This is a genomic window from Myxococcales bacterium, from assembly GCA_016699535.1.
Classification (GTDB): domain Bacteria; phylum Myxococcota_A; class Polyangia; order Polyangiales.
On sequence record CP064980.1, the window covers coordinates 852579 to 875463 of the forward strand.

A 22885-nucleotide genomic window follows, 5' to 3' on the forward strand; every position below is an offset into this window, starting at 1 on the left:
TGGTTGCATTCGTTTCTTAGCGCAGTATGATGCGCATCTTCTCAAAACCCTTTCACGGGGAGTTTGCTGTGAGTCATAGCAGTTCAGATACCAAACACGAAGCTCTTTTTCCTATCGATCCTTGGGCGATACAGCAAAAAGAACTTAGTCTAAAACATGCCACCTTGGCCGAGACCGTTTTTGCTCAGGCCAATGGCTATATGGGTAGTCGAGGCACTTTCGAAGAAGGGATGGAGGGCAACCCGACCTCGACCGAGGGTACTTACCTGAACGGTGTTTTTTTTCGAGAAAAATACAGCTACCCGGAGATTGCCTACGCATTTGCCACGCATAACAACAAGATGATCCAAGTGCCCAATGGCAAGCTCATTGAGCTGAGCGTCGATGGTGAGCGTTTTGTGCCCGGCAAAAGTCAGCTGAGCAGCTTTCATCGTAGTCTTGATTTCCGGGACGGCGTCCTCGAGCGGAAGTTGCGGTGGAAAACAGAGTCAGGCAAGGAGCTGGAGCTTGCTTCACGTCGCTTGGTATCGCTTGAAAACCAGCATTTGTTGGCCTTGCAATACACGGTGACCGCGCTTGATTTTGATGGGAAAATAGAACTCAAAAGTGGTCTTGACGCCTCGTATGGTGTGGGTGATCTCGATCCCAGCGACCCGCGCGTGGGCCAGCTTTCGATTCGCGAGAGCCTTGAGCAATGCGATCAGGCTCTTGGCGAGAACAGCTTGGCTTTTTCGCACCGCGTCAAAGATGGTGATGTCGTTATTCGTAGCGCCTGCCGGCAGAGTCTGTCGGGCGCTGATGTGCAAACGCTTCCATCCAGCGAGGAGTCCAGCAAAATTAGCAATTGCTACGTGATTAATTTGAAGAAGGGTCAGTCCGTCACCCTCACCAAGTACTTGGCCTATCATCATGGCAAAGTGGGCTCTGAGTCCCAACTAAGCAAAGAGGCTGAGCAAAGTTTAGCGAAAGCTATTGAGCTCGGTTTTGATCACTATGTCGATGCCCAAAAAGAAAAACTGAAGTCTTTTTGGGATAGTGCAGAGGTGAATATAGACGGCGATCCGGCTCTTGCACAAGGCATGCATTTTAACCTGTTTCACATTTACCAATCGGTTGGCAAAGACGGTAGAAGCAATATCGCAGCGAAAGGTCTTACCGGGCCCGGCTACGATGGTCATTATTTCTGGGATACTGAAATCTATGTGATCCCATTTTTGGTCTACAGCTATCCAGAGATAGCCAGAAAGCTTCTTGAGTTTCGTTATTCAATTTTAGATAAAGCTCGCGAGCGGGCCCGGCAAATGTCCCATGACAAGGGCGCGTTGTTTGCTTGGCGCACCATTGGTGGTGAAGAGTGCTCAGCCTATTTCCCCGCAGGCACTGCGCAATACCATATCAACGCGGCAGTAGCGTACGCCACGCGACAGTACCTTGATGCTACCCAAGATTGGGATTTTATCAAGCAATGCGGTGCAGAGATGCTGTGGGAAACAGCGCGCATTTGGATGGGCATCGGCCATTTCAATCCACGTAAAGACGGTAAGTTTTGCATCTGCGAAGTCACTGGTCCGGATGAATACTCGGCGATGGTAGATAACAATTTTTACACCAACGCCATGGCTCGACAGCATTTGCGCACGGCCTGCGAAGTTGCGGACTATTTAAAGGCAAACGATCAAGACCGCTACAATGCCATAAAGGAGCAAATTGGCCTGGATGAATCCGAACTTGAGAGTTGGAAAAAAGCAGCCGATCGGATGTATCTGCCTTACGATGATAAGCTTGGCATCAATCCACAGGATGATACCTTTTTAGACAAGCCCAAGTGGGACCTTGCCAACACGCCTGATGAAAAACGTCCTTTACTCATTCATTTTCATCCGTTGGTTATTTATCGCCACCAAGTCCTCAAGCAAACCGACGTGGTGTTAGCGATGGTTTTGTTGGGTGAACAATTTGAAGAAGAACTCAAGCGCCGTAATTTTGAGTACTACGATCCGTTGACAACACATGACTCAACGCTTTCGACTTCAATGAATAGCGTGGCCTGCTCCGAGCTTGGTTTGTATGACAAGGCTTATAGCTATTTTACGGACACCGCTCGTATGGATCTCGATAATCGACATGGCAACACGGATTACGGTTTGCATGCAGCATGCATGGCGGGATCTTGGATGACAGTGGTCATGGGTTTTGGCGGCATGCGCATACGCGGCGAGAGGCCTGCTTTCGATCCTTACTTGCCGAAGCAATGGAAAGGCTATTCTTTTTCGGTATGCTATCGCGGTGGCCGCGTCAAAGTCGAAGTCGGTGCAGAGCAAGTACGCTACACGCTCCAGCAAGGCAGCGAAATGAGCATCACGCATCACGGAAAAGCAATTAACATCAAGGCGAATCAGCCTACTACCGAACCACTTCTCGCCAAACAACGGTAAGCATGAGTATCAAAGCTTTTATCTTCGACCTCGATGGGGTCATTACGGACACCGCAGTTTATCATTTTATGGCTTGGAAAAAGCTAGCCGACGAGTTGGGTATTGCGTTTGATGAAAAAGACAACGAGCGGCTAAAAGGCGTGAGCCGTATTCGATCTTTGGAAATCATTCTGGAAAAATCCGACAAGCAATACAGCGCAGCTGAGATAGATACACTGGCTGATATAAAGAACGAAGACTACAAAGCACTCATCCGCACCATCACGCCCAAAGATATTTTGCCCGGTGTAAAGCAAGCTTTTGCTTGGCTCAAGTCGCATGAGATTAAAATAGGCCTGGCTTCGGCAAGTAAAAATGCCGCCGTGGTTGTTGAAGCACTGGGTATGACAAAAGACTTTGATTACATTGCTGACGCAGCAAAGATCAAAAACAGCAAACCCGCTCCAGATGTTTTTCTGGATGTGGCCACGGCTCTAAAATTTTCACCCGGTCAATGCGTAGGCATTGAAGATGCCGCGGCCGGCATCGAAGCTATCAAAACAGCAGGCATGTTTGCTGTTGGAATTGGTGATGCAAAAATTCTCAACCAAGCTGATCTGATCTTTAGCGCGATGAGCCACTTTGATCCCGAAACAGTGCTAAAAAACGCGCGCTCGTAGGCAGCTAGGTACTTTCTTCGGGAAGCGGTAAAAAACCTCTTCGACCGAGGATGCTAAGAACCAAGCCCCAACCAACACAACAAAAGCTCACAATCCAAAACTCCACGATGAAATTGCGCTGGCTTTCAATCGTGGTTGCCAAGAGAGCTGAAATAAAAGCAATGGGAAGCGAAACGATAATAAACCCGCGCGCACCTTTTTGTGCGCGAACCGCGGCCTCCACAAGCTTCTCTTTGCTTGGCATAATTTCGTGCGGTGAGCTTGGCTTCTTGCGGTGCAACAGCCAGTTGAAAACAACACGCCACAAGCTTTTGGCAATGAGATCAAACGCTAAAGCCTTGAGGTATGTGACCCACAAGGCATACCCAACAAACATGATGATAAAGAATGGGATATAAAGAGCCTCTTGCGCTTTGCTTGAAATCCCACCAAGCAAACTGCCGCACAGCTTGGCCGCGGCAAAGTTCCCCACAAAAGCCAATAGAAGCAACCCGCCCTGAACCCAATGTCCACGCGGTGGATAAAGAATGCCATAAGGCGTTTGCATCCTCATCGGAGTTCGTTTGAAACGACCTTGCTCTTCATCTCCCATCAATCGAGAATTTAGAACCTTTAGGTAGACAGTTTCAACGGTTACTCGGAGGCTTTTGGATCTTCAGCAGGGGCTTCGGCAGTTGCCTCAGCTGCAGCTTCCTCAACCTTGGGCTCTTCCTTTTTCTTGGCAGGTGCAGCCTTAACAAGACCAGCTTTTACCAAAATCTCGACTTTAGGATCACCCGTTATCCAAGTGGCTTTGCCTTCTTTGATGGCGTAGCGTCCCGAGCGTTTCTTGTAGATGGTGTACTTTTCTTCTTTTTTAATAACTTCCATAACCTATTCCCGTTTGACTGAGTCCAGCGTCTATAACTCAACTCTAGCCCTGTATACAACTGCCCTTTTTGAAGATGACCGTTTATCAACAAAGCTTACCAGAGCGAAAGGCTTGATGATGAGGATTGTGTTTTTATCCCTCGGATGGGGCTTTAAGACCCAACTCACAACGAGTCGTGTACTGAAACCACATGTTTTTTCTGCAAAACGATTGGCATGTTTTGTGCACTAAAAAAGGGAATGAATCCACTTTGTCATCGTTTTACGATCATCGCGATCACGGGTTGCATGGTTGCCTGTTCGGTGGCGCTTGACGGTGAACCGATCGATACAGACACATCGAAGATTCGTTGGGGTGATAGTTCGAGTTTACATAGAGCATGCTATTTGCACAGTTATCCAGGTGGGGGTGAGTTGGACGCCTGTTCTTGTGTCGTGATATCGCCAACACAAATACTAACAGCTGGCCATTGTCTCAACGAAGGAGACCCTATTCGAGTGGGTTTTTACAACGAACGCGATTTGATATCCGTTGTATTTCAAAAAGAGTTCCACCGACTTAAGAATGTTGTCTATGGAGATGGTCTCGCCGTTGCTACGCTCGATGAAGAGTTTCATCGCGATTTTCAATCGGAAGTAATTTCAGAGCTTAAACAACTTTGGGAAGATAACCCGATGGTTCTTGCTGCCGCTCCGCCAGGGGACGATGGATTGCATCCCGAAAACGAGATGTTGTGGGCCGTAGGTCGAATGAATGGTGACGGAACCAATGTTCCTGACGATCTTGCTGAATTTGGATTCGGTGATTTTGGTCGTTATCAGACACAAACCTTTGTGGACGAGATCACGTCTTACATCCTCAAGAACAACTCTATTGATGTGACCGATAAGGGTGACTCGGGAGGACCTTTGGTGCAGTTTGCCATGCATCCAGACATGCCCACCACGTTGTACGGAATTCTCACGAGAGGAAATGGTGATTGCACAGGAGAAAGTTTCCCCAAAGAACCCTGTGGCTGGAACGAATGGATACGAGTCGACCAGCAATCCGATGGCGGGCTATGGCTACAAGAAAACGGTTTTTTTCAATAGAGACCGGCTAACTACTCTCAGGATTGATTGCGTTAATGTTTGTTCTACGATTCCTCTAACAAAGAAGTTATCTAATTGTTCGGGCACTCGCGAAAGACAGCAGTGAGCTCAAGATTATCCAAGCCGACAAATAGACTCCCTGTAGCGTCGTAGCTCAAAAATCCAAGGTGGAAAAATGGGGCACGACTCAACAAGGGGCTATCGATATTTTCTTCGCCAATTGAAATTTCAAACGGCTCCCAACCTTGGGTAAGATCTGTAATGCTAAGGCTGTGAAGCAGTTCACTCGTGGCATTGCAACCCTTTTCGATGTCGCAGAGATAAATCATCTAGCGATGAGATGTTTCCGGTGGATTCATTGGATTCAACAATCCATGCGCCTTTCAAGGTGATCTCTTTCCAGGGGACATGCTTCAGGAAAATAAGTAAAATAATATCAATGGTTTACAAACCCGACCGCGAAACCGTTATCTTTGTCGACGGTTTCGCGGTCGGGTTTGTAATTGCCTGTGATCGTTTGACTATTTAGGTCAAAGCATGTCCCCAAGAAAATACATTAGCAGCAGTTCCAGGCAGTTTCAGAGTCGCGTGAAAGCATAACTACTAATTTCTACTAAAATTAGTAGTTGATTAGTTGTAAATAGCAGCCTTTTGTACTAACTACTAATTTTAGTAATAATTAGTAATTAATTGGTTTTTGTTTTCCCTGAGGAAATTTAGGGCTGCAATGGCGAGCATGAAGATACCGCAAAGGCCTCCTAGGCTTCAGGACTTGTTTGAGCATCTGTCAAAACGACGCGAGCCCAGAGAGTTTGCCAATTGGGTCAAATCGATTGGAAGCTGCGTAACCACAACACAAGGCGAGCGCTACCTTCACTGGGATAAACTGAGATATCGACAGCCGCCGCCTGAGACTACATTAGACGAGTGGTGGTTTGCGTTGAAATTCAATCGCATGGCAAATCAACGTGAGATCCCGTTGATAGACAGCGCTCAGCGAAAATTTTCCTTCACGACCATCAACGCAATTGAAGAAGCTCAGTTTGAGATTACGAAGAGCGCTGCCGGGCGGATCAGAGTGCCCGAGCTCCTTGAGCAAGGTGATAGGGATTACTACGTGATGAAATCGCTTTTCACCGAAGCGATCACCTCAAGTCAACTCGAAGGCGCTGCCGTCACACGCGATATTGCGCAGGAGATGTTGCGCACCGAAAGGGCCCCAAAAGACAAACATGAGCAGATGATTCTCAACAACTATCTCACGATGCTACGCATCTTAGAGCTCAAAGATCAACCGCTGAGCAAAGAAGTGGTATTCGAGATTCATCGTCTTGTTACAGAAAAAACACTGGACAACGAAGGTGCAGCCGGACGTTTTCGAAAAGCAACTGAACATATCCAGGTCAAAGATGATTACGATAAAGTCTACCATCTGCCGCCACCTGCCTCGGAACTCGAAACACGCATGCAGGCCATGTGTGACTTCGCCAACAAAAAAGACACCCGATGCTTTTATCCATCCGGTGTTGCGGGCTATTATAATCCATTTTTGGCTTGCCTATGATCATCCTTTTGTGGATGGTAATGGACGCACGGCACGTGCGCTTTTTTATTGGTCGATGCTGAGATCTGAATACTGGTTGTTTGAGTACATCTCAATTTCCAACATGATTCTCGAAGCTCCGAAAAAATACTATCGCGCCTTTCTGTACACCGAAACCGACGATAACGACCTTACGTATTTTCTGCTGTATCATCTGGAGATCATCCAAAAAGCAATCAAAGCGCTTTATGCTTACATTGCTAGAAAATCTGAGGAGCGCAGAGACGTATGGAATAAGCTGGAACATGAACAAGACCTAAACGAGCGCCAAATTAACGTGCTTAGTAATGCTCTGAAAAACACTCACTATAGCCTAAGCATTAAGCACCATCAGCACACCTACAAGGTTGTGTATCAAACTGCGCGGGCGGATCTTTTGGAGCTCGAGGAAAAGGGTTTTTTGAAAAGCAAGAAGGTGGGCCGCAAGTTTGTCTTCTATCCAGCGCCTGATCTAAAGAGACGGTTAGAGCACTAACGATTCGAACGAAGCGCAGGACCGGTGGCGGGCGTGATGGTCGTGACTGGCAGCTAGATTGACTCAGCATCAAGCTGAGCTATCGTAGCGAGAAGCTTTGAAAGTGCCGGTGTTTGCTGGCCTTTTTTCTAATTGGAATCCATGATTTGTTATGCGTGCTAGTTTTCTTCCATGCCCGATCCGAAACCCACTGGTAAAGGCGTTCGTTACGAAGAGGTGCATGAGGCTTATTTTGAGGCGCGGGGGCTGAGGCGGCATGCGGGGGTTTGGTCGCTTTGGGCGCTTGGGGTTGGGGCGGTGATCTCGGGCGATTTTTTTGGCTGGAACTTTGGGCTTGGTTTTGGTGGTTTTGGCGGAATGATTTTTGCCACGGCGATTGTGGCCGTGATGTACGCGGGGCTTTGCTACAGCATTGCGGAGATGACTGCGGCGCTTCCGCATACGGGCGGCGCTTATTCTTTTGCGCGCACAGCGCTCGGACCTTGGGGTGGTTACGTCACGGGTTTGGCCGAGAACATGGAGTATGTGCTTACGCCGGCGGTCATCGTTGTGGGCATCGGTGGTTATCTTGGGGCGATTTTCGAGACGCCCGAGAGCTTGGAACCGCTTTGGTGGTTTTTAAGTTATGCGCTTTTTGTGATCATCAACATCATTGGTGTTGAGCTTGCATTCAAGATGACCGTGGTGATTACTTTTGCCGCGCTCGCAGTGTTGCTAGTATTTTTTGTTGGCGCGCTGCCGCACGTGGACATTGCACGCTACGGTTTTGGCGTGACTCAAGCGCAGAGCATTACCTGGCTTCCTCACGGTGTTTCAGGAATACTTCGGGCGCTACCCTTTGCGATTTGGTTTTTTTTGGCGATCGAGCAACTCCCCTTGGCTGCCGAAGAAGCGCACGCGCCGCAACGTGATTTGCCCAAAGGCCTTACCTGGGGTTTTTTGACTTTGACCGTGTGTGCCTTTGGCACTTTGTTTTTCAATAGTGTGATTCCGCCCGGTGCGCAGGTTATCGCAAGCTCTGAAGAGCCGCTCTTTGATGGTTTTCGCACCATCTTCGGCAGCGGTCTTGCATCAAAGCTGCTTGCGGCGGTGGCGCTCACAGGTCTTCTTGCAAGCTTTCATGCGATCATCTACGCAGGCGGCCGGCAGATTTATTCGCTTTCGCGCGCTGGCTACTTTCCGCGCTTTTTATCGCTCACTCACAAAAAACGTAAAACTCCGCACGTGGCTTTGTTTGTAGGCAGCGTACTTGGCTTTGCTGTGACGCTCGCGGTGCGCTGGCTTGGAAAGGAGCAAATGGTTGGGGCCGTGCTTTTAAGCATGGCCGTGTTTGGCGCAATGATCGCCTATTTGCTGCAAATGATTTCTTTCATTGTGTTGCGCTTACGCTTTGAATCAATTGAACGTCCTTACCGTAGTCCGTTTGGTATTGCAGGCGCGATGACTGCGTCAATTATCGCGCTCGTTACACTTATCGCACTTTTCATTGGTGAAGCGATGTTTGTGCAAGCGGTCATCGGTGCTGCGTTATGGTATGCGTGTGGTTTGGCTTACTTTGCGCTGCACGCACGCCATCGTCTTGTCTACTCGCCCGAAGAAGCTTTTGCTGAGAAGCATTTGAAACAATTGCTGTGATCAACAAGCGGTATTTACGACACAAGATTACCTAGTCGGGTGATCGAACAATCGAGCCACCACGGCGAATCGCTGTCTCGGCGTAGATCTCCGTGCTTTTTAGGGTGCGATAAAAACTTCGCAGGTGCCGCCGTATACTTGTTCCCCTGGGTCAGCCACGAGGGTGAACTCCAGTGTCTCAGACTGAGCGAACTCGTATTGCCATGAATAAATATAGTCTGGAGCTCCCCCACTCATTACGTTGACTGGAGCAATTGCCGTTGGCTGTCCCTGTCTTGTGACGCGAATTTCGAAGTTAGTGAGTGCCTGACCCGCAGCATAGTTCAAGATCCATGTTGAGATAGTATCGGGTGGATCAAAAAAGTATCCTTCAGAGCACGATGATATTGGTCCACTGTCAGCATCTGCATCGGTTGATGCATCAGCTGTAGTTCCCGTATCGGTGTTCTGAGAACGATCGTTGATGACATCTTGGCTTGCGTCGGCTGGTGGTTCGCTCGGATTTGTTACGCAAAGGTTGGTGGTTTTGTCGCAAAAATAGCCCTCAATACAAGGACAAAACTTGCCGTGGAGATCCAACCCCTCGCTGGAACAGGAAGCGAGCAGCAGCAGCCAAAAGCCAATCGAAGCACTCGTCCTTACGCTAAGCATACCATAGCAATTAGTGTAGTGCTTGATGGGCATAGCGTCGAGACATTTGGTCTTCTTTAGCAGCGGTTACAGGTAGGTATCCTGTATGTGGATTGTGCGTGGTAATCCCTGCGCAAGGGTCACGAATGTACTATTGAAATCATTACGCAATATCGCTTTGGTGTTGAAATAAAACGCCTTGCGTTGAGTTTATTTCGTACTCGGTTGTCGCTAGCAAAGGTATTCCTATGACTCGATCTGTTTTTCCGTCCTTCGTCCCCATTCCTATCGCCGTTATGATGGTTTTGTTCGCAGCAAGCTGCATCACCCCGGATAGCGAACTTGAAACTGCAAGCGACATGCAAACTGCTTGCACAATTCAAGTGGAGCTTCCCGCAGACCAAGCTTTTACAGACTTTGAGCATTTTGACTATCAATTGGTAGGTGAGGTAACTGAGGTTCATCCCGCAACGCCGTCGAAGATACCAGAGCCACTGTCGATTAGTTTTAACAAGAACAACGATGGTCAGTGGAATGCTGTTGTGCCCGGTTTTATCTTCGAGCATAGTCTGACTTATGGCCAGTATATAATGACCATGCAGCCTGGTGTTGATCCGCAAAACGATGCTGGGCCATCAATCGTTGCACCGTTTATATTCAACGACGACGAGAACGGTTGCCGATTAACTGCAGCGATGCCATTTTATACTTTCTATAGCGATAATGTTATTGGTCAAATGACAGTATTTGTTGAAGTTGTCGCTTCACCAGAAAGGTGTTCATCTGCTATTCAAGCAAGTGATTTCTTTACTGGACAGCGCACTTTCCGACTGTCAGTTCAAGATTCAAGTGCCCGTTGGCTTAGCCGCAGCGATGTGGTGATTGACTTTGATGAGCACTCAAGCTGTGCAAAGCAGCCGTCAGCCACTGGGGTCTCAGAAGAACATCTATGCACAGATCCCATTCCTGAGGTCGCGTCCGATAATGGGAGCAGTTTTTGCACCACGGTCAGAAAGGAAAGCGCCGCTGCGCAATGTTTTAGTTTGGATATCAACGACAGCCATGCTCTAGGTGCCGGGGGAAACCCTGTTGTTAATATTCACGTCCTACCCGAATCCTATTCCATGGACGATAAGGGCGGGCTTGCAGAGGTTTCTGCCTATGAAGTGTATATGAATTACACTTGTTTTAATGGAGTTGTAAGTTGGCGGGAGTGTGGTGGTATTAACGAAGGACTTTTTGTGGGTGGATGTACAGGTCGTCCTTTGTCTGAGCAACCTTTTGATGCAGGTTTGGTTTATCGTATCCAGAACTGTAAAGGCACAAGCGATGAATCCGGAACCGCAGAGATCTGTATTAAGGGTGCTGGTGTGGGAAGCTACAAGATAAGCGTTGATGTCGCCGCGGGTTATCTGCATTAAGGTTACGATTTAGCGACGAAACACTCTGAGCCAGTGTTTTGATGCAAGGTAGCCCCAGGCTGCGCCCATGAAGAGTCCTGCGCCGTGAACGACATTGGCTACATGACCGACAAGGCCCGTTAGGCACAAGACAAACCAGCCAAGCATGAACATGACAATCTGAGGGTTGAGACGAATACCGTAGCTTGGATCATATTTGCCTCGAATCCAGAGATAGCCAAGCAAACCGTAGACAATGCCAGACATGCCGCCAAACAGCGGGTTTTGTACAATCATAATTGCGCAACGTTGGATACCACCGCAATCACAAGAACCATGACCAACAAAAACAAAGAGCTTTGACGGTTTTCAATTACGCTGCCAAGGTCTTTAAGCCACCACATGTTGAAGAGCAGATGCAAAAAACCAAAATGCACAAAGATGGGCGTAACAAGTCGCCATAGCTGTCCTGATTGCAAATCGCGAGCAAGATTCCAACTGATGTATTCACCTTGCTGCTTGTAGTTTACAATAGTGAAGTGTCGCACGACATTGTGATCTTCACCGAGCTTTGTCATCACGGCGACAAGCACGCTAAACGCGATCAAAATTAACGTCACTCTACCCAAGCGAAGTGCTTGGCGTTGGGCCAGCTGTTTGCGTAAGTTGATGTGTTTCTTTAACTCTTCAGCTTGTGCTTTTTGCTCTTGTTTAAGTAAGATCTGAGCTTGATCCCAGGCTGCTTTGTATTTGGGATCGTTCGGCTCCTTTTCGTACTGCTCAAGCAGGTCATGGGCTTTTTCCAAGTCCGACTCCGCATGAATCCAGACCGCCCAAGGCTCCTCATTTAAAGGACGCACTTCATTGGTAATGCCCTGTGTGTAGAGGTATGCACCAAAGGTTTTTGCTGCTTTTTCGTTTTGGAATGTACTGAGCCTTCGCATGCTGGCTGCGTTACTTACGGTATATAAGGAAGGAGTACCAGCAAGCTTTGAAGAAAACTTCTGTTTTTTAGCGGTATTATGCGCGTTTTTGCCTCACTGTTGCTTTTGCAGTCGTGACACAATTTCGCTATAATGAAGTCTTCAAGGGTGTGCCTTGAGCTTCATGCCTAACTGCGTTAAGCCGCGAAGCCGAAAGGGAAATATAGTGGCAGTATCAGCTCGAAAACCACAGTGGCTAAGGGTTCGCATTCCGGGAGGGGAGCGTTACAACAAACTGCGCGAGATGTTTGGCAAACTCAAGCTGGCTACTGTGTGCGAAGAAGCACGCTGCCCAAATATTGGAGAGTGCTGGGGCGAAGGCACTGCGACGATCATGATCCTCGGCGATACCTGCACGCGCGGTTGTCGTTTTTGTGCGGTCACATCGGGCAATCCACGGGGCGTTGTCGATACGGATGAGCCACAAAAGGTGGCTGAGGCTTTGGCCGTGGTGGACCTTGCCTATGTGGTGTTAACCATGGTGGACCGTGATGATATCCATGACGGTGGTGCTTCGCATGTTGCTAAAACGGTACGCAATATTAAAGAGCGTAGTCCCGAGTTACTGGTTGAGACCTTGATCGGGGACTTTGCGGGCGTGCAAAAAGATGTAGTCACGGTGGTTGAGCAGGGCAGACCGGATGTCTTTGCACATAACGTTGAAGTGGTGCCGCGCTTGCAACGTTCAATGCGTGATGCACGTTGCTCATGGGAGCGTTCCAGCGATGTTCTCAAGTGGGCACGGGCTGCGGGCGCGAATATTACCAAATCCTCTCTTATGGTAGGATGCGGCGAGACCGAGGCTGAGATGCTTGAAGCCATGGAAATGCTCCGTGAAGCCGATGTCGATGTACTTACGATTGGACAGTATTTGCGCCCAACGCCTAAACACGCCCCGCTTATTCGTTACGTTGAGCCGGACGAGTTCGATCGCTACCGCGAAGCGGGCTTGCAAATGGGCTTTAAATTTGTGGCTTCAGGACCTTTGGTGCGATCAAGTTACCGAGCTGCTGAAGGATTCATTCAGGGCATCCTCAAAGGTGCCGATTCTCCTATTGAAAACCGCTACGGGAAAAAACGTCGACACTTGCAGGTGGTGAATTCATGGACATGAATGAAAGTGATAAAACAACGCATGACTCACTTCGTGTTCTATCGGAGCCGCCAAGTGGTGTTGTGAGTGTGCTTGATAACGAAGGCAAAGTTGTAAAACCTAAAAACGATCCGCATTTGGACGTCGAACTCGTCAAACAAATGTACATCGCGATGCGTCGTACACGGATTATTGATGAGCGTCTGGTAGCGCTGCAACGTCAAGGCCAATTGGTTTTCACATTGGCTCGGCTGGTGAAGAAGCTGCCATTGTGGCTTCGGCGGCAGCGATGCGTGAAGTGGATTGGATTTTTCCCTGCTACCGTGAGTTTGGTGCACTGCTTTGGCGAGGTATGCCGCTTCAAGGCTACATTGATAACATGTACGGCAATAGCAACGATTCGTGTAGAGGTCGTCAAATGCCGGATCACTACAGTGGGAAGCCTTATCGTTTCGCTTCAGTGAGCTCGCCTATTGGAACCCAGCTTCCCCAAGCAGTGGGCTTTTCGTGGGCGGCCAAACTAAAAGATGAGAAAATTGCTGTAGCTGTCTATCTTGGCGAAGGTGCTACAAGCTCGGCTGATTTTCATACGGCGATGAATTTCGCAGGTGTGTTTCAGACCCCAACCGTGTTTTTGATTCGCAACAATGGCTGGGCGATCAGTGTTCCTGCAAGTCATCAAACTGCAGCCAAAAGCTTTGCCGATAAAGGCGCAGCCTATGGTGTTCCCGCAGTGCGCGTCGATGGTAATGATGCGCTTGCTGTTTATAAAACAGTCAAAGCAGCTGCCGAAGAAGCTGCCGCGGGCGAGGGGTCAAAGCTGATTGAGATGCTCACCTATCGTATGAGTGGTCATTCGACCAGTGACGATCCACGGGCTTACCGCTCGGAGCAGGAAGTTGAAGCTTGGCAGCAAAAAGATCCCATTGTGCGTTTGCGCAAGTATCTAGAAAGCAATCAAGCTTGGAGCGAAAAAGACGAAAGCGATTGTGTTGAGCAACTTCGCACCGAACTCAAAGCCTGTATTAAGAAGGCTGAAGAATCCGAACGTCCTTCGATCGCATCGATGTTTGAAGATGTCTACCGAGAAAAACCCTGGCACCTTAAAGAACAACAGCGGCAAGCTGAACAAGGTCCACGTCACAAGGCCAATCATTAGCCGCCCAGGGGAGTAAACGTTTATGCCTGAGATGAATATGGTTCAAGCCCTTAACAGTGCCCTTCGGAGCGAAATGCACTCCGATGACCGGGTCGTTGTGATGGGAGAAGACGTTGGCCAAGTGGGTGGCGTGTTTCGAGTCACACAAGGTTTGTTCAAGGAGTTTGGTGAAAAGCGCGTGATTGACACACCGCTTGCTGAAGGCGGCATCATTGGTTCAGCCATCGGCATGGCGATGTACGGTATGCGTCCGGTGCCTGAAATCCAGTTTGCCGATTTTATATTTCCGGCTTTTGATCAAATCGTAAGTGAAGCTGCCAAGTACCGTTACCGCACGGGTGGAGAGTTTAGTTGCCCCATGGTGGTGCGTGCACCTGTGGGTGGTGGCATTCGCGGGGGGCACTATCACTCCCAATCACCCGAGTCACTCTTTATCCATAATGCAGGTCTCAAAGTGGTCTGTCCGTCAAACCCTTACGATGCAAAAGGCCTTTTGCTGGCCTCTATTCGTGATGATGACCCCGTTTTATTTTTTGAGCCCAAGCGCGTCTATCGTGCTGTTAAGACGGACGTACCTGAAGAGCCTTATTTGATTCCGCTCAGTGAAGCTAAAGTGGTACGTGAGGGTCGCCATGTCACAGTGATTGCTTGGGGCGCGATGTTGTTTGAAGCTTTGGAGTCGGCTGAGAATGCTGCACGTCATGGTATCGAAGCTGAAGTGATTGATTTACGAACACTGTGGCCGGTTGATATCGATACGATTCTTGAAAGCATCAAAAAGACAGGCCGTGTTGTGGTCGTACATGAAGCAGCAAAGAGTTGTGGATTTGGCGCAGAACTTGTATCGCTTATTGCTGAAAATGCGTTTTTGCATCTTGAGGCACCACCGGTGCGTGTTACGGGTTGGGATACGCCCTTTCCCTATACCTTAGAGAACGAATATTTACCGCTGGCGCATCGTATTACCCCGGCTCTTTTGCAGGCCGCTCGTTATTGAAAGGATCATTATGCGTTTCGAATTTCGCATGCCCGATATTGGTGAAGGAGTTTCTGAAGGCGAGATTGTCGAATGGCATGTCAAGCCAGGCGATAACGTCGAAGAAGAACAAGCTATGGTCGAAGTCACCACCGACAAAGCGTCGGTGACCATCGATATGCCAACCTCAGGCGTTGTCACCGAGCTTTGTGCCAAAGTAGGTGACATCGTTAACGTGGGTACGGTTATTGCTGTGATTGAAACCAAAGCTTCTGAGAAACCGTCATCAAGCCGGCGCCCGTCTGCACCGGCAACTCCTGCAGCAACAGCGGTGGGCGACATTAAAGATTCATTGCTGCCGGGTATGGCTGCTTTTCAAAAAAGTCGTCAGAAAAACAGCCCGACCACTCAAGGCAACGGGCATTCACAGCCACCACCTCCGTATTTTGCAGATAAACCAATGGCTACCCCGGCGACGCGTAAACTTGCGCGCGACCTTGGCGTCGATCTTCGGCAAGTCAAACCCAGCGGAGACAGTGCTCGAGTGACCAAGCCTGATGTTATGAATTTTGTAAACGGCGTGGAGCAGCACATGGCGGCTTCGAACTATATGCATTCGAGTCAAGGTGCGATGACACCTGCTCGGCGCGATTCGGTTCCGGCGCCTAAGAAAGCCGAACTTCTTAGTGAGCCGCCAACCCAAGTGCACGACATGGAAGAGCGAAGGCCATTCGTGGGCATCCGTAGGCGCATTGCTGAGCGCATGCAGCACGCAAAGAACACGGCTGCTCATTTTACCTTTGTTGAAGAGTGCGATGTAGGCCGTCTTCAGGATTTACGCGAAAGTCTCAAAGAAGAAGCCCAAGCCAACGATGTGAAGCTTGCCTATTTGCCTTTTATTGTTAAAGCAGTTGTTGCAGCTCTGAAGAAACATCCCGAGCTCAATACCATCCTTGATGAAGAAGCCAATGAGCTTGTCACGCGGAAGTACCATCACATCGGCATTGCAACGGCAACGGAACGAGGTTTGCTTGTGCCGGTGGTGCGCAACGCCGATCAACTTTCGGTCATGGAAGTCGCCAAAGAAATCGAACGCCTTGCTAAAGGTGCTCGCGAGGGTTCTCTTTCGACCTCCGAGTTGCACGGCTCAACTTTTACTGTGACGTCTCTTGGAAAGCACGGAGGCTTGTTCGCTACGCCTGTCCTTAACTTTCCTGAAGTAGGCATCCTTGCCGTGCATCGTATGAGGCAACGTGCGATTGTCAAAGATGGACAAATCACCATCGGCAACGTGATGCTTTTGTCGTTTTCCTTTGACCATCGTTTGATTGATGGTCACGTAGGCGCAGCCTTTGCTTACGAGATCATTCATTATCTAGAGAATCCCGGTCGGCTCTTTTTAGAGATGCGTTGATCCAAAGATTCACCCAACGCATTCTAGGCGAACATGCCTTTTTGTGCGCAGGGCTCGATGTGCTTGATAAGATAGTCTTTGAACAAACGCACGCGTTCCGGGAGATACCGACTGGCTGGTTGTACTACGTGCACCGCGCCTGCTTTGGCTAGCCAAGAAGGCAGAACCCGCTCCAATGCTCCTGCGTTAATACTTTTGGCTGCAAGAAACGATGGGATGAGGGCAATGCCGCTACCGGCTTCAACCAGTGCCGCGCTAATACTGTATGCGGTTGTGTTAATGGTGCCTTGGACTTCAACGCTTTGGCTTTGCCCGCTTTTATTGAGTGTCCACTGTTGCTGATTGTCCTTAGCGCGAAATAACACGGCTGGATGTTTGCTAAGCGAAGCGATGTTTCGCGGTTTGCCATGTTCTTTGAGATACGCCGGTGCTGCGACAAGCCATAGCTCGGTGCTCATGACCTTGCGTGCCACTAGCGCCGAGTCGTGCAACTCGCCTGCTCGTATTGCCAAATCAAATCCTTCCCGCACCAAATCAACGATGCGATTGCTTAGCTCGACGTAGATGCGTATGCCTGGATGGATATTGCAAAAGCGATGAATGATCGCTGCAAGCATATGACTAAAATCTTCCGGAGCCGTGATTCGTATTTCTCCGATGGGCTCGGCTCCAACGTCGCGAACAATCTCAGTTGCATCGATCAGTCGATCGATGGCAGAGACAACCTGCCCGAAAAAAGTTTCCCCGGCTTGCGTAAGACGAATCTGACGTGAGCTTCGCCTTAGCAGTTGTACGCCAAGTTCTTCTTCCAAACGACTCAAGCGCCGGGAGACAGTGGATTTGGGTACCGCTAAGAAACGGGCTGCGGGGCTAATGCCTCCTTTTTCAACCACACGCACAAAGGTCGTAATACCATCTAAATCAATGCCATCCATAAATCACTGTTCCGTTTTTGCAACGATTTGTTTAAAAATAGCGTTATTGTTCAAAAACGCAACCTGTCACTGTAATCCAAGAAGCGCTGCAGGGTCCTGAATTCGCGGTATAGACAGAGCTTCTGCAGGTACTGGCTACTCCTATTGAGCTGGTCTATTCTAAAGACGTTCATGGTCGGAGCGGGGCTCGCCAGAACGTACAAGGAGAGTCATCATGGCCAGAGGTCAAGAGAAACCCAAAAAGAACAACAAACCAAAAGTATCTATCGAAGACAAGAAAAAGAAAAAAAGAGAAAAAGAACTCAAGGCAAAACAGATATAGTTTGTGTTTGAAAAGTAATTGACGTTTTACAAGATAGGGCTGCTGCCAGAGTTAGAAGATTATTTTCTTCTCTGATTGCAGCCCGATTCTTTTTAACGCCAACTTGAATTGTTTTGTGTACTTTCTTTTTCGTCGAAGCCCAGTCTCTTTATTTCATCGGCTTCTATGGCGTCTTGTAGTGTGTTGCAGCAAGTGTAAGTTTTGTGCAACAAGATAGTTTATGAAAGACATGGCTGGGCAGCGTTTATTTAGTGAGGCGGCGGAGCGTAACCGTGGGCCGATTCTTGAAGTGCTGAGAACTCTGCTTGCTAAAGATGCGAGGGTGTTTGAAATCGCCAGTGGTACGGGTCAACATGGCTTTTACGTTGCGCACAACTTGCCGTCGATTCAATGGTTTCCAAGTGATGCGAGTCCGGAGGCCTTGACGAGTATTTCGGTGTGGCGGAACGAAGCACAAGCTGCCAATCTTCATGCGCCGCGCCATTTGGATGTCTGCGAAAAACCATGGCAGCTTGAATCCAAGTTTGATGCTATTTTTTGTGCCAACATGGTTCACATTGCTCCCTGGGAGGCTAGCGAGGCTTTGTTTGATGGCGCTGCACAAAACCTTGAGAAGGGTGGTTTGCTGATCTTGTACGGGCCGTATCGTTTTGGCGGAAAGTTTAAAGCTGAGAGCAATCGAGCCTTTGATCAATCGTTGCGGGCCCGTAACCCAGAGTGGGGCGTGCGTGATTTTGAGAAGCTAGACGCCTTAGCAGTCGAGCATGATCTCGAGCATCAGCAGAGCATCACCATGCCGTCCAACAATCATGTCTTGGTGTGGCGCGCTAATTAAGTCCGTAGGCGGCGTTGAGGCCGAAGAAGATGCCGGAGATGGATAGGCCAGCATCTGCGCGCATGAGACTGCAGACTCTTGACTTTAAGGTGTCAGTGATGCGCCACCTTTGTATAGCAAGGCTGCGTGCAGGGCTTCGGCAAGGTCGTACAGCTGAGTGCGTTGGAGCTGAAGCATGCCTACCTCGCGGGCTCCGGCTTGCGCCCCTTCAAGAGCTGCTGAGGAGAACGCCGCCGAAAGGCCCAGCGCGCTATCGTGCATTTGCCAGAGATAAATTTCATCAAATTGGGAAGCCAAATCCTTTACTAATGTTGGTCCAATGGCTTCTCGTGCTAAACGAAACACTGCAAAATCAAAACGCGTAGGTTCATCGACACTTTGCAAAATATAACTTTTCAAGCCCCGCAATCGGTCACCAAGAGCAATCGGACCCCCGTTTTCTCGAAGAATTGCCATAACATCGGTGATTGCCTCATCAAACCAACTAGCCTCTAAGTATTCCGCTGAAAGACCGTATAGGCCGTTCTGAATCATGCTTTGTGGTACGAAATTTCCAGACTGAGCAATGTAGTCGTCCAATACTGGGATTAACACATCTAGGCGGTCGGACTCGGATGCCATGAGTCGAAAGGCTTCCTGTGCTTCATCACCCGCGATGCCCCACATTTCAAACTGAGTGTGTGCAATTTGATAATAAAGCTCGTGTGCAGAAGTTCGAATGCGTCGCAAGAGTTCCGTTTGTGTTGCGAGGCTTCCGGAATGTCCAGGGATATCCAACGTTCGAACGAGGGCTGAGCGCAGTTGCTTTTCGTTCGAAGCCCCCATCAACTCAATCAGCACTTCGTCAATTTGGTCGTCAAGAACGTTGCGAGCATTAAGGTTGGCGCCTGTCCAAAACGACTCCAAAATGGCGGCAACTGATTCGTTGAGCTGCCCGTTGCGGTGAAAAGCTTGCCTCAAAAAAGCCACCATATCATCGCTAACCGTTCCAGCCTCTCGAATTTGAACGAAAAGATCGTACACGTTTCGTGAAGCTAGCGTGCGCGTATAGCTATCGATTGCATTGACAATCTCATTTGAATATTTACGGGCTGACGCTGTTAGTGCGTGCAAGGTTCCATCCATACCAGAAGCAATGCGTGCCACGTTGATCCTTGGCCATTGTGCTTTTGGCAAGTCATTCAGGTATTCTGAAATTCTCATTAGGTACTGCCCGAGCGGCGAACGTACTTCGGCGAGCTCTGGCATGAGCTTGGCAAAGCCAAAGGCTGTGGTGATGGCCTCGAATGCAAACCATGCGCCCGTAGCAATAACGCCTTGACGCTGTGCCATATAGGCAGCCCGATTAGCCAAGGATGGTTCAAGTCCAGACTGGTAGGCGTCTTCGAGGAGCAACATGCGGTCTATTTTTTGGTAAAGGTAGGTGCCGGTCACCGTTGCAGATGCTAGACCTGTGATCTCGACAAGGAGTTGTCCAATGGGAGATAGCGGTGGGGCAAAGATGGCCAACGCTCCCCAGATGCCGAGCGATACGCCCGTTGATATCCCAAGAACAGTCTCGATGCGCTTTTGTTCGTATGTCCGCTCGTCGACTAAGGTTTGTACAAAGGCATCGATGTTATAAAAATCTGGATGTTCTACTAGAACCGCTGTCCGGACTTCGGTAAATAGGCTGAGCAACACGACCTCTTCACTGCTCGCATTGCCAATGCGTGTGCCCGACTCATCGAATTCAAAGAGCTCAGCCTCCACTTTTCCCAAGTTTTCTTCGAGCACGGTGAGGCCTTGTTCCATGGTTGTGGCTGCCGCCGCATCGCCGGGCGCATCTTGAAGCAAATACTCTCCGACTTCTTTGCTCTGTCCAGCAAGTTTTATGCTGGACAATGGTTCTGCACCGTAGATGACTTGAAAAGCAGCTTGGTTTTTTGCGAACTCAATTTGAGCTAGACGCAAAACATGCATGAGTCGGCTATCCTTGAGAGTTTCACGTGTGTAGTCACGATTGTTGCTGCTCGCGAATCGGGCCACCGTTTGCCTTATTTCATCAATTAGGATGTAGCGCTGGCTGTAGTTATCGAGCTCGCCGAATTCACAATAGAGCAATCCGTCCGGATTGAGTGATGTCACCACCTCGCCCTCTCCAGGGCTACATGGCGAATTGGCGCTGTATGGTACGGCGTGAACACGATGAAATCGTCCTCGAGGACTGACATTGATTTGCTCACTTGGAAAAGTTGGTGCAACCACGTAGATATTGAGTTCCGGCCCTAGATAACTATCGAAATCTTCAACTATTCGACGCACGGCCTGCGCTTCATCCAGAAATCCGGTACCGACCGAAGTTAGAACACTTTCGATATGTTGTTGGGTGACGGTAGCTTGGTCACGAATGGCTGGATCCATATGAGGGAACATTGTGATGGCGTTCGTGTTCTGTTCGATGCCACTGCGCAGACTATAGTAAAAGTCCCAGCTCTCTGGAGTGCTTTGGTAGGGGGTGCCAGATTTTACGTGGTTGAGGTAACTTTTCGCCAGCTGAAGTTCTTGCCGTGAAGTATCGATGCGTTTGGCTGCTTCTGTTTTTAGCACGTAGGCATATTCGGCCATTTGATGAGACATGGCACAAGCTGTTTTGTTGCCTTGATCATCTGAAGATAGCTCGTCACAGTGTTCTTGGGCATTGACGCTGGAAGCAGAAAAAAGCTTGTTAGCGCGAGCGTACTAAGCAAGAAAATGTTTTTGATGTGAGATACAGAACCTATCGACATCTGTGCTCTCCTGTGGCTGCATTGATTTCTTTGCATTCCAAACCGAACACGCAATCGAAACTGGTCTCGCAGACACCATCTTCAGCAGTAAAAGCGCCATTGTCAGAGGCTATTGAATGGCTTTCAGTTGTTGGTGTGCATGCTGTGATCGATACAAGCAACAAGATGATAGTGGTTAGCCCTTGATTAGTACGACGCGGTAAAAGCGCTAAGTTAAGTTTCATTTAATGTACTCCGTTGCAACTAGAGTAAAGCAAACTCCATGCCAGCTCTGTACCCCCTTCACAATAGATTAGGATTGACTCCTATCTATTGGGACAACTCAATAAGCAGCTTTGCGCAGCGTTGTCTTGAAGCGAAAACGCATAGGCGTTTTCACTACAGTGTAGTCGCTTGCGCTGAGGGTTAGTGTTCCCCACTATGCCATGGCGATCAGACTTAGCAGGAATTGCTCTCCCTAATTAAGTCCGTAGGCGGCGTTGAGGCCGAAGAAGATGCCGGAGATGGATAGGCCTGCATCAGCGCGCATTTGGAATTGTTTGATGGGTTTATAGCGAAAACTGAATTGGGGGATGGAAAGCCATGGAAAAATAAATGGCTTTGCGCCTCCATGTGCCCAACTTGGCTCGCTGTAGCCGGGGTAGTGGTTGTTGTCAGCGCCGCACCATGGGGCGCCGTCGCTAGTGGTGGTTGCTGGGTTGCCTGCAGAGGTGCAGTCGCGCCACGCAGAAGGATTATCTGGATTGGGATTGCTCGGATCGTTGGGATAGACCTGAGTGCGATGAAGGTTATCGAACACAGCACCTAGACCCACTCCTCCTCCGATCAAGAATGCATACCTGCTGCGTTTTCCGGTCCACACTTCGAACAAAAGGTCGATCGTTCCGTAGATGGCTTTGAGATCACTTGAGACCCGCTCCCAGCTTTCTTCGCCGTCTCCTTTGCCCTTAAATAGAAAAGGATCCATGGAGTAGTCCGCGTACGATAACGCGATATTGAGCTCTGTGCCGCCCTTGCGCGTGGTGAACTCAGGGCCAAAGGTAAAGACGTTAACGGTTGATCCGCCTTTGGCAAAAAGGTTCAGAACAAATTTAGGAATAATCAGGTCCCGAAAACGCATACCGATAAAGGAGTAACGTTCGCTCGAAAGTTCTTTCGGGTCATTGGGATTGGGTTTTGCATCTTGAGCCCATGCTTCAGTTGAAATAAAGCAGCTCATCATCAAGACCAACATGATTCCAACTAACGCTCTCATGGCTTTACAACTTTCATCTGCACGAAATACCTAGTGTATTTCTAGGATCGCTTTGCGTTTAAGCAAAGGTTTCAATTGCCTAAAAAACTATCGCGAAAACCGTTTTCGAATGAATTTTCGCGGTGCGGTATTTAAATTATTGTTTTTATTGCGCTTTAAAGGTGGGATCCTGGATCGGGGATGTGTAGGTGTGGGTGTGGGCGCAGCTTTGGAGGAGGGCACGGTATTGGCTAGCCCTGAGCGGGGCGCAGGGCTGGCATGCGCATTGGTGATTGGCGTAGCTGGGAGGGCGAAGTTCAGCGCCTGGGGCGAGGGCGAAGCATTCCGACGGCTTGGCGGGCGATAA

The 22885-nt window shown here is 49.1% G+C and carries 23 protein-coding genes; 14 read left to right on the top strand and 9 right to left on the bottom strand.

All coding sequences use genetic code 11. The annotated features are described in order from the left end of the window. Positions 1-29 precede the first annotated feature (29 nt). Together IPJ88_04070 and pgmB are read left to right on the top strand one after the other, a co-directional pair. Positions 30-2435, top strand: a complete 2406-nt coding sequence (locus tag IPJ88_04070) for a glycoside hydrolase family 65 protein (GenBank protein ID QQR91961.1) — start codon at positions 30-32, stop codon at positions 2433-2435. A gap of 2 nt (positions 2436-2437) precedes the next feature. Beyond that, positions 2438-3094: a beta-phosphoglucomutase gene (pgmB, locus tag IPJ88_04075; GenBank protein ID QQR90917.1), complete on the top strand. Its 657-nt coding sequence runs from the start codon at positions 2438-2440 to the stop codon at positions 3092-3094. Between the two features lie 4 nt (positions 3095-3098). Here the strand turns inward: pgmB and IPJ88_04080 are convergent, their stop codons facing one another. Continuing rightward, complete coding sequence (locus tag IPJ88_04080; protein QQR90918.1) at positions 3099-3686, bottom strand: hypothetical protein; 588 nt, start codon at positions 3684-3686, stop codon at positions 3099-3101. A gap of 41 nt (positions 3687-3727) precedes the next feature. Further along, positions 3728-3964: a hypothetical protein gene (locus IPJ88_04085; GenBank protein QQR90919.1), complete on the bottom strand. Its 237-nt coding sequence runs from the start codon at positions 3962-3964 to the stop codon at positions 3728-3730. Between the two features lie 216 nt (positions 3965-4180). Here IPJ88_04085 and IPJ88_04090 point away from each other — a divergent pair, with 216 nt between their 5' ends. Then, on the top strand, positions 4181-5056 hold the full coding sequence (locus IPJ88_04090; GenBank protein QQR90920.1) for a trypsin-like serine protease: 876 nt from the start codon (positions 4181-4183) through the stop codon (positions 5054-5056). 71 nt (positions 5057-5127) lie between these two features. On the opposite strand, the gene IPJ88_04095 is transcribed toward IPJ88_04090, so the two are convergent. Further along, on the bottom strand, positions 5128-5385 hold the full coding sequence (locus IPJ88_04095; GenBank protein QQR90921.1) for a hypothetical protein: 258 nt from the start codon (positions 5383-5385) through the stop codon (positions 5128-5130). Positions 5386-5792: 407 nt separating this feature from the next. Between IPJ88_04095 and IPJ88_04100 the strand changes: the two genes are divergently transcribed. The 3 genes from IPJ88_04100 to eat all read left to right on the top strand — a co-directional run bounded on the left by IPJ88_04100 (position 5793) and on the right by eat (position 8769). Beyond that, positions 5793-6620, top strand: coding sequence for a Fic family protein (locus tag IPJ88_04100; GenBank protein QQR90922.1), 828 nt, complete (start codon positions 5793-5795; stop codon positions 6618-6620). Further along, positions 6583-7134, top strand: coding sequence for a Fic family protein (locus IPJ88_04105; protein ID QQR90923.1), 552 nt, complete (start codon positions 6583-6585; stop codon positions 7132-7134). The genes IPJ88_04100 and IPJ88_04105 overlap by 38 nt, the downstream gene beginning before the upstream one ends. 171 nt (positions 7135-7305) lie before the next feature. Continuing rightward, complete coding sequence (gene eat, locus IPJ88_04110) at positions 7306-8769, top strand: ethanolamine permease (protein QQR90924.1); 1464 nt, start codon at positions 7306-7308, stop codon at positions 8767-8769. Positions 8770-8868: 99 nt separating this feature from the next. On the opposite strand, the gene IPJ88_04115 is transcribed toward eat, so the two are convergent. After that, positions 8869-9420, bottom strand: coding sequence for a hypothetical protein (locus IPJ88_04115; protein QQR90925.1), 552 nt, complete (start codon positions 9418-9420; stop codon positions 8869-8871). 227 nt (positions 9421-9647) lie between these two features. On the opposite strand from IPJ88_04115, the gene IPJ88_04120 reads away from it, so the two are divergent. After that, entirely contained in the window at positions 9648-10820 is a 1173-nt protein-coding gene (locus tag IPJ88_04120; GenBank protein QQR90926.1) for a hypothetical protein, read from the top strand. 9 nt (positions 10821-10829) lie between these two features. Here IPJ88_04120 and IPJ88_04125 read toward each other — a convergent pair whose 3' ends face one another. Both IPJ88_04125 and IPJ88_04130 read right to left on the bottom strand, forming a co-directional pair. Next, positions 10830-11096, bottom strand: a complete 267-nt coding sequence (locus IPJ88_04125; protein QQR90927.1) for a rhomboid family intramembrane serine protease — start codon at positions 11094-11096, stop codon at positions 10830-10832. After that, positions 11093-11743, bottom strand: a complete 651-nt coding sequence (locus IPJ88_04130) for a rhomboid family intramembrane serine protease (protein ID QQR90928.1) — start codon at positions 11741-11743, stop codon at positions 11093-11095. The genes IPJ88_04125 and IPJ88_04130 overlap by 4 nt, the downstream gene beginning before the upstream one ends. Before the next feature lie 205 nt (positions 11744-11948). On the opposite strand from IPJ88_04130, the gene lipA reads away from it, so the two are divergent. From lipA to IPJ88_04150, 4 genes are all read left to right on the top strand, one after another. Further along, positions 11949-12896, top strand: coding sequence for a lipoyl synthase (lipA, locus tag IPJ88_04135; protein ID QQR90929.1), 948 nt, complete (start codon positions 11949-11951; stop codon positions 12894-12896). Between the two features lie 208 nt (positions 12897-13104). Then, positions 13105-14034 carry a thiamine pyrophosphate-dependent dehydrogenase E1 component subunit alpha gene (locus IPJ88_04140; protein ID QQR91962.1) on the top strand — a complete coding sequence of 310 codons (930 nt, stop codon included), beginning with the start codon at positions 13105-13107 and terminating at the stop codon, positions 14032-14034. A 22-nt stretch (positions 14035-14056) separates the two neighbouring features. Continuing rightward, positions 14057-15031 carry an alpha-ketoacid dehydrogenase subunit beta gene (locus tag IPJ88_04145; protein ID QQR90930.1) on the top strand — a complete coding sequence of 325 codons (975 nt, stop codon included), beginning with the start codon at positions 14057-14059 and terminating at the stop codon, positions 15029-15031. Between the two features lie 7 nt (positions 15032-15038). Beyond that, a complete protein-coding gene (locus IPJ88_04150) occupies positions 15039-16424 on the top strand; it encodes a 2-oxo acid dehydrogenase subunit E2 (protein QQR91963.1) in 1386 nt (461 codons plus the stop codon). 23 nt (positions 16425-16447) lie between these two features. On the opposite strand, the gene IPJ88_04155 is transcribed toward IPJ88_04150, so the two are convergent. Then, positions 16448-17359, bottom strand: coding sequence for a LysR family transcriptional regulator (locus IPJ88_04155; protein ID QQR90931.1), 912 nt, complete (start codon positions 17357-17359; stop codon positions 16448-16450). A gap of 551 nt (positions 17360-17910) precedes the next feature. Between IPJ88_04155 and IPJ88_04160 the strand changes: the two genes are divergently transcribed. Continuing rightward, a complete protein-coding gene (locus tag IPJ88_04160) occupies positions 17911-18516 on the top strand; it encodes a DUF938 domain-containing protein (protein QQR91964.1) in 606 nt (201 codons plus the stop codon). An 84-nt stretch (positions 18517-18600) separates the two neighbouring features. Here IPJ88_04160 and IPJ88_04165 read toward each other — a convergent pair whose 3' ends face one another. Further along, positions 18601-21135 (bottom strand): hypothetical protein, encoded by a 2535-nt coding sequence (locus tag IPJ88_04165; protein QQR90932.1) that lies wholly within the window; start codon positions 21133-21135, stop codon positions 18601-18603. 125 nt (positions 21136-21260) lie between these two features. Between IPJ88_04165 and IPJ88_04170 the strand changes: the two genes are divergently transcribed. Beyond that, a complete protein-coding gene (locus tag IPJ88_04170) occupies positions 21261-21470 on the top strand; it encodes a hypothetical protein (protein QQR90933.1) in 210 nt (69 codons plus the stop codon). Between the two features lie 271 nt (positions 21471-21741). Here the strand turns inward: IPJ88_04170 and IPJ88_04175 are convergent, their stop codons facing one another. Further along, positions 21742-22539 (bottom strand): hypothetical protein, encoded by a 798-nt coding sequence (locus IPJ88_04175; GenBank protein QQR90934.1) that lies wholly within the window; start codon positions 22537-22539, stop codon positions 21742-21744. A 52-nt stretch (positions 22540-22591) separates the two neighbouring features. Between IPJ88_04175 and IPJ88_04180 the strand changes: the two genes are divergently transcribed. After that, positions 22592-22885, top strand: coding sequence for a hypothetical protein (locus tag IPJ88_04180; protein ID QQR90935.1), 294 nt, complete (start codon positions 22592-22594; stop codon positions 22883-22885).

Bases quoted from the DNA above. Each gene is read 5' to 3' on its own strand.
- IPJ88_04070 (QQR91961.1), top strand. From the start codon at position 30: ATGCGCATCTTCTCAAAACCCTTTCACGGGGAGTTTGCTGTGAGTCAT.
- pgmB (QQR90917.1), top strand. From the start codon at position 2,438: ATGAGTATCAAAGCTTTTATCTTCGACCTCGATGGGGTCATTACGGAC.
- IPJ88_04080 (QQR90918.1), bottom strand. From the start codon at position 3,686: ATGGGAGATGAAGAGCAAGGTCGTTTCAAACGAACTCCGATGAGGATG.
- IPJ88_04085 (QQR90919.1), bottom strand. From the start codon at position 3,964: ATGGAAGTTATTAAAAAAGAAGAAAAGTACACCATCTACAAGAAACGC.
- IPJ88_04090 (QQR90920.1), top strand. From the start codon at position 4,181: ATGTTTTGTGCACTAAAAAAGGGAATGAATCCACTTTGTCATCGTTTT.
- IPJ88_04095 (QQR90921.1), bottom strand. From the start codon at position 5,385: ATGATTTATCTCTGCGACATCGAAAAGGGTTGCAATGCCACGAGTGAA.
- IPJ88_04100 (QQR90922.1), top strand. From the start codon at position 5,793: ATGAAGATACCGCAAAGGCCTCCTAGGCTTCAGGACTTGTTTGAGCAT.
- eat (QQR90924.1), top strand. From the start codon at position 7,306: ATGCCCGATCCGAAACCCACTGGTAAAGGCGTTCGTTACGAAGAGGTG.
- IPJ88_04115 (QQR90925.1), bottom strand. From the start codon at position 9,420: ATGCTTAGCGTAAGGACGAGTGCTTCGATTGGCTTTTGGCTGCTGCTG.
- IPJ88_04120 (QQR90926.1), top strand. From the start codon at position 9,648: ATGACTCGATCTGTTTTTCCGTCCTTCGTCCCCATTCCTATCGCCGTT.
- IPJ88_04125 (QQR90927.1), bottom strand. From the start codon at position 11,096: ATGATTGTACAAAACCCGCTGTTTGGCGGCATGTCTGGCATTGTCTAC.
- IPJ88_04130 (QQR90928.1), bottom strand. From the start codon at position 11,743: ATGCGAAGGCTCAGTACATTCCAAAACGAAAAAGCAGCAAAAACCTTT.
- IPJ88_04145 (QQR90930.1), top strand. From the start codon at position 14,057: ATGCCTGAGATGAATATGGTTCAAGCCCTTAACAGTGCCCTTCGGAGC.
- IPJ88_04155 (QQR90931.1), bottom strand. From the start codon at position 17,359: ATGGATGGCATTGATTTAGATGGTATTACGACCTTTGTGCGTGTGGTT.
- IPJ88_04160 (QQR91964.1), top strand. From the start codon at position 17,911: ATGGCTGGGCAGCGTTTATTTAGTGAGGCGGCGGAGCGTAACCGTGGG.
- IPJ88_04165 (QQR90932.1), bottom strand. From the start codon at position 21,135: ATGTCTCATCAAATGGCCGAATATGCCTACGTGCTAAAAACAGAAGCA.
- IPJ88_04175 (QQR90934.1), bottom strand. From the start codon at position 22,539: ATGAGAGCGTTAGTTGGAATCATGTTGGTCTTGATGATGAGCTGCTTT.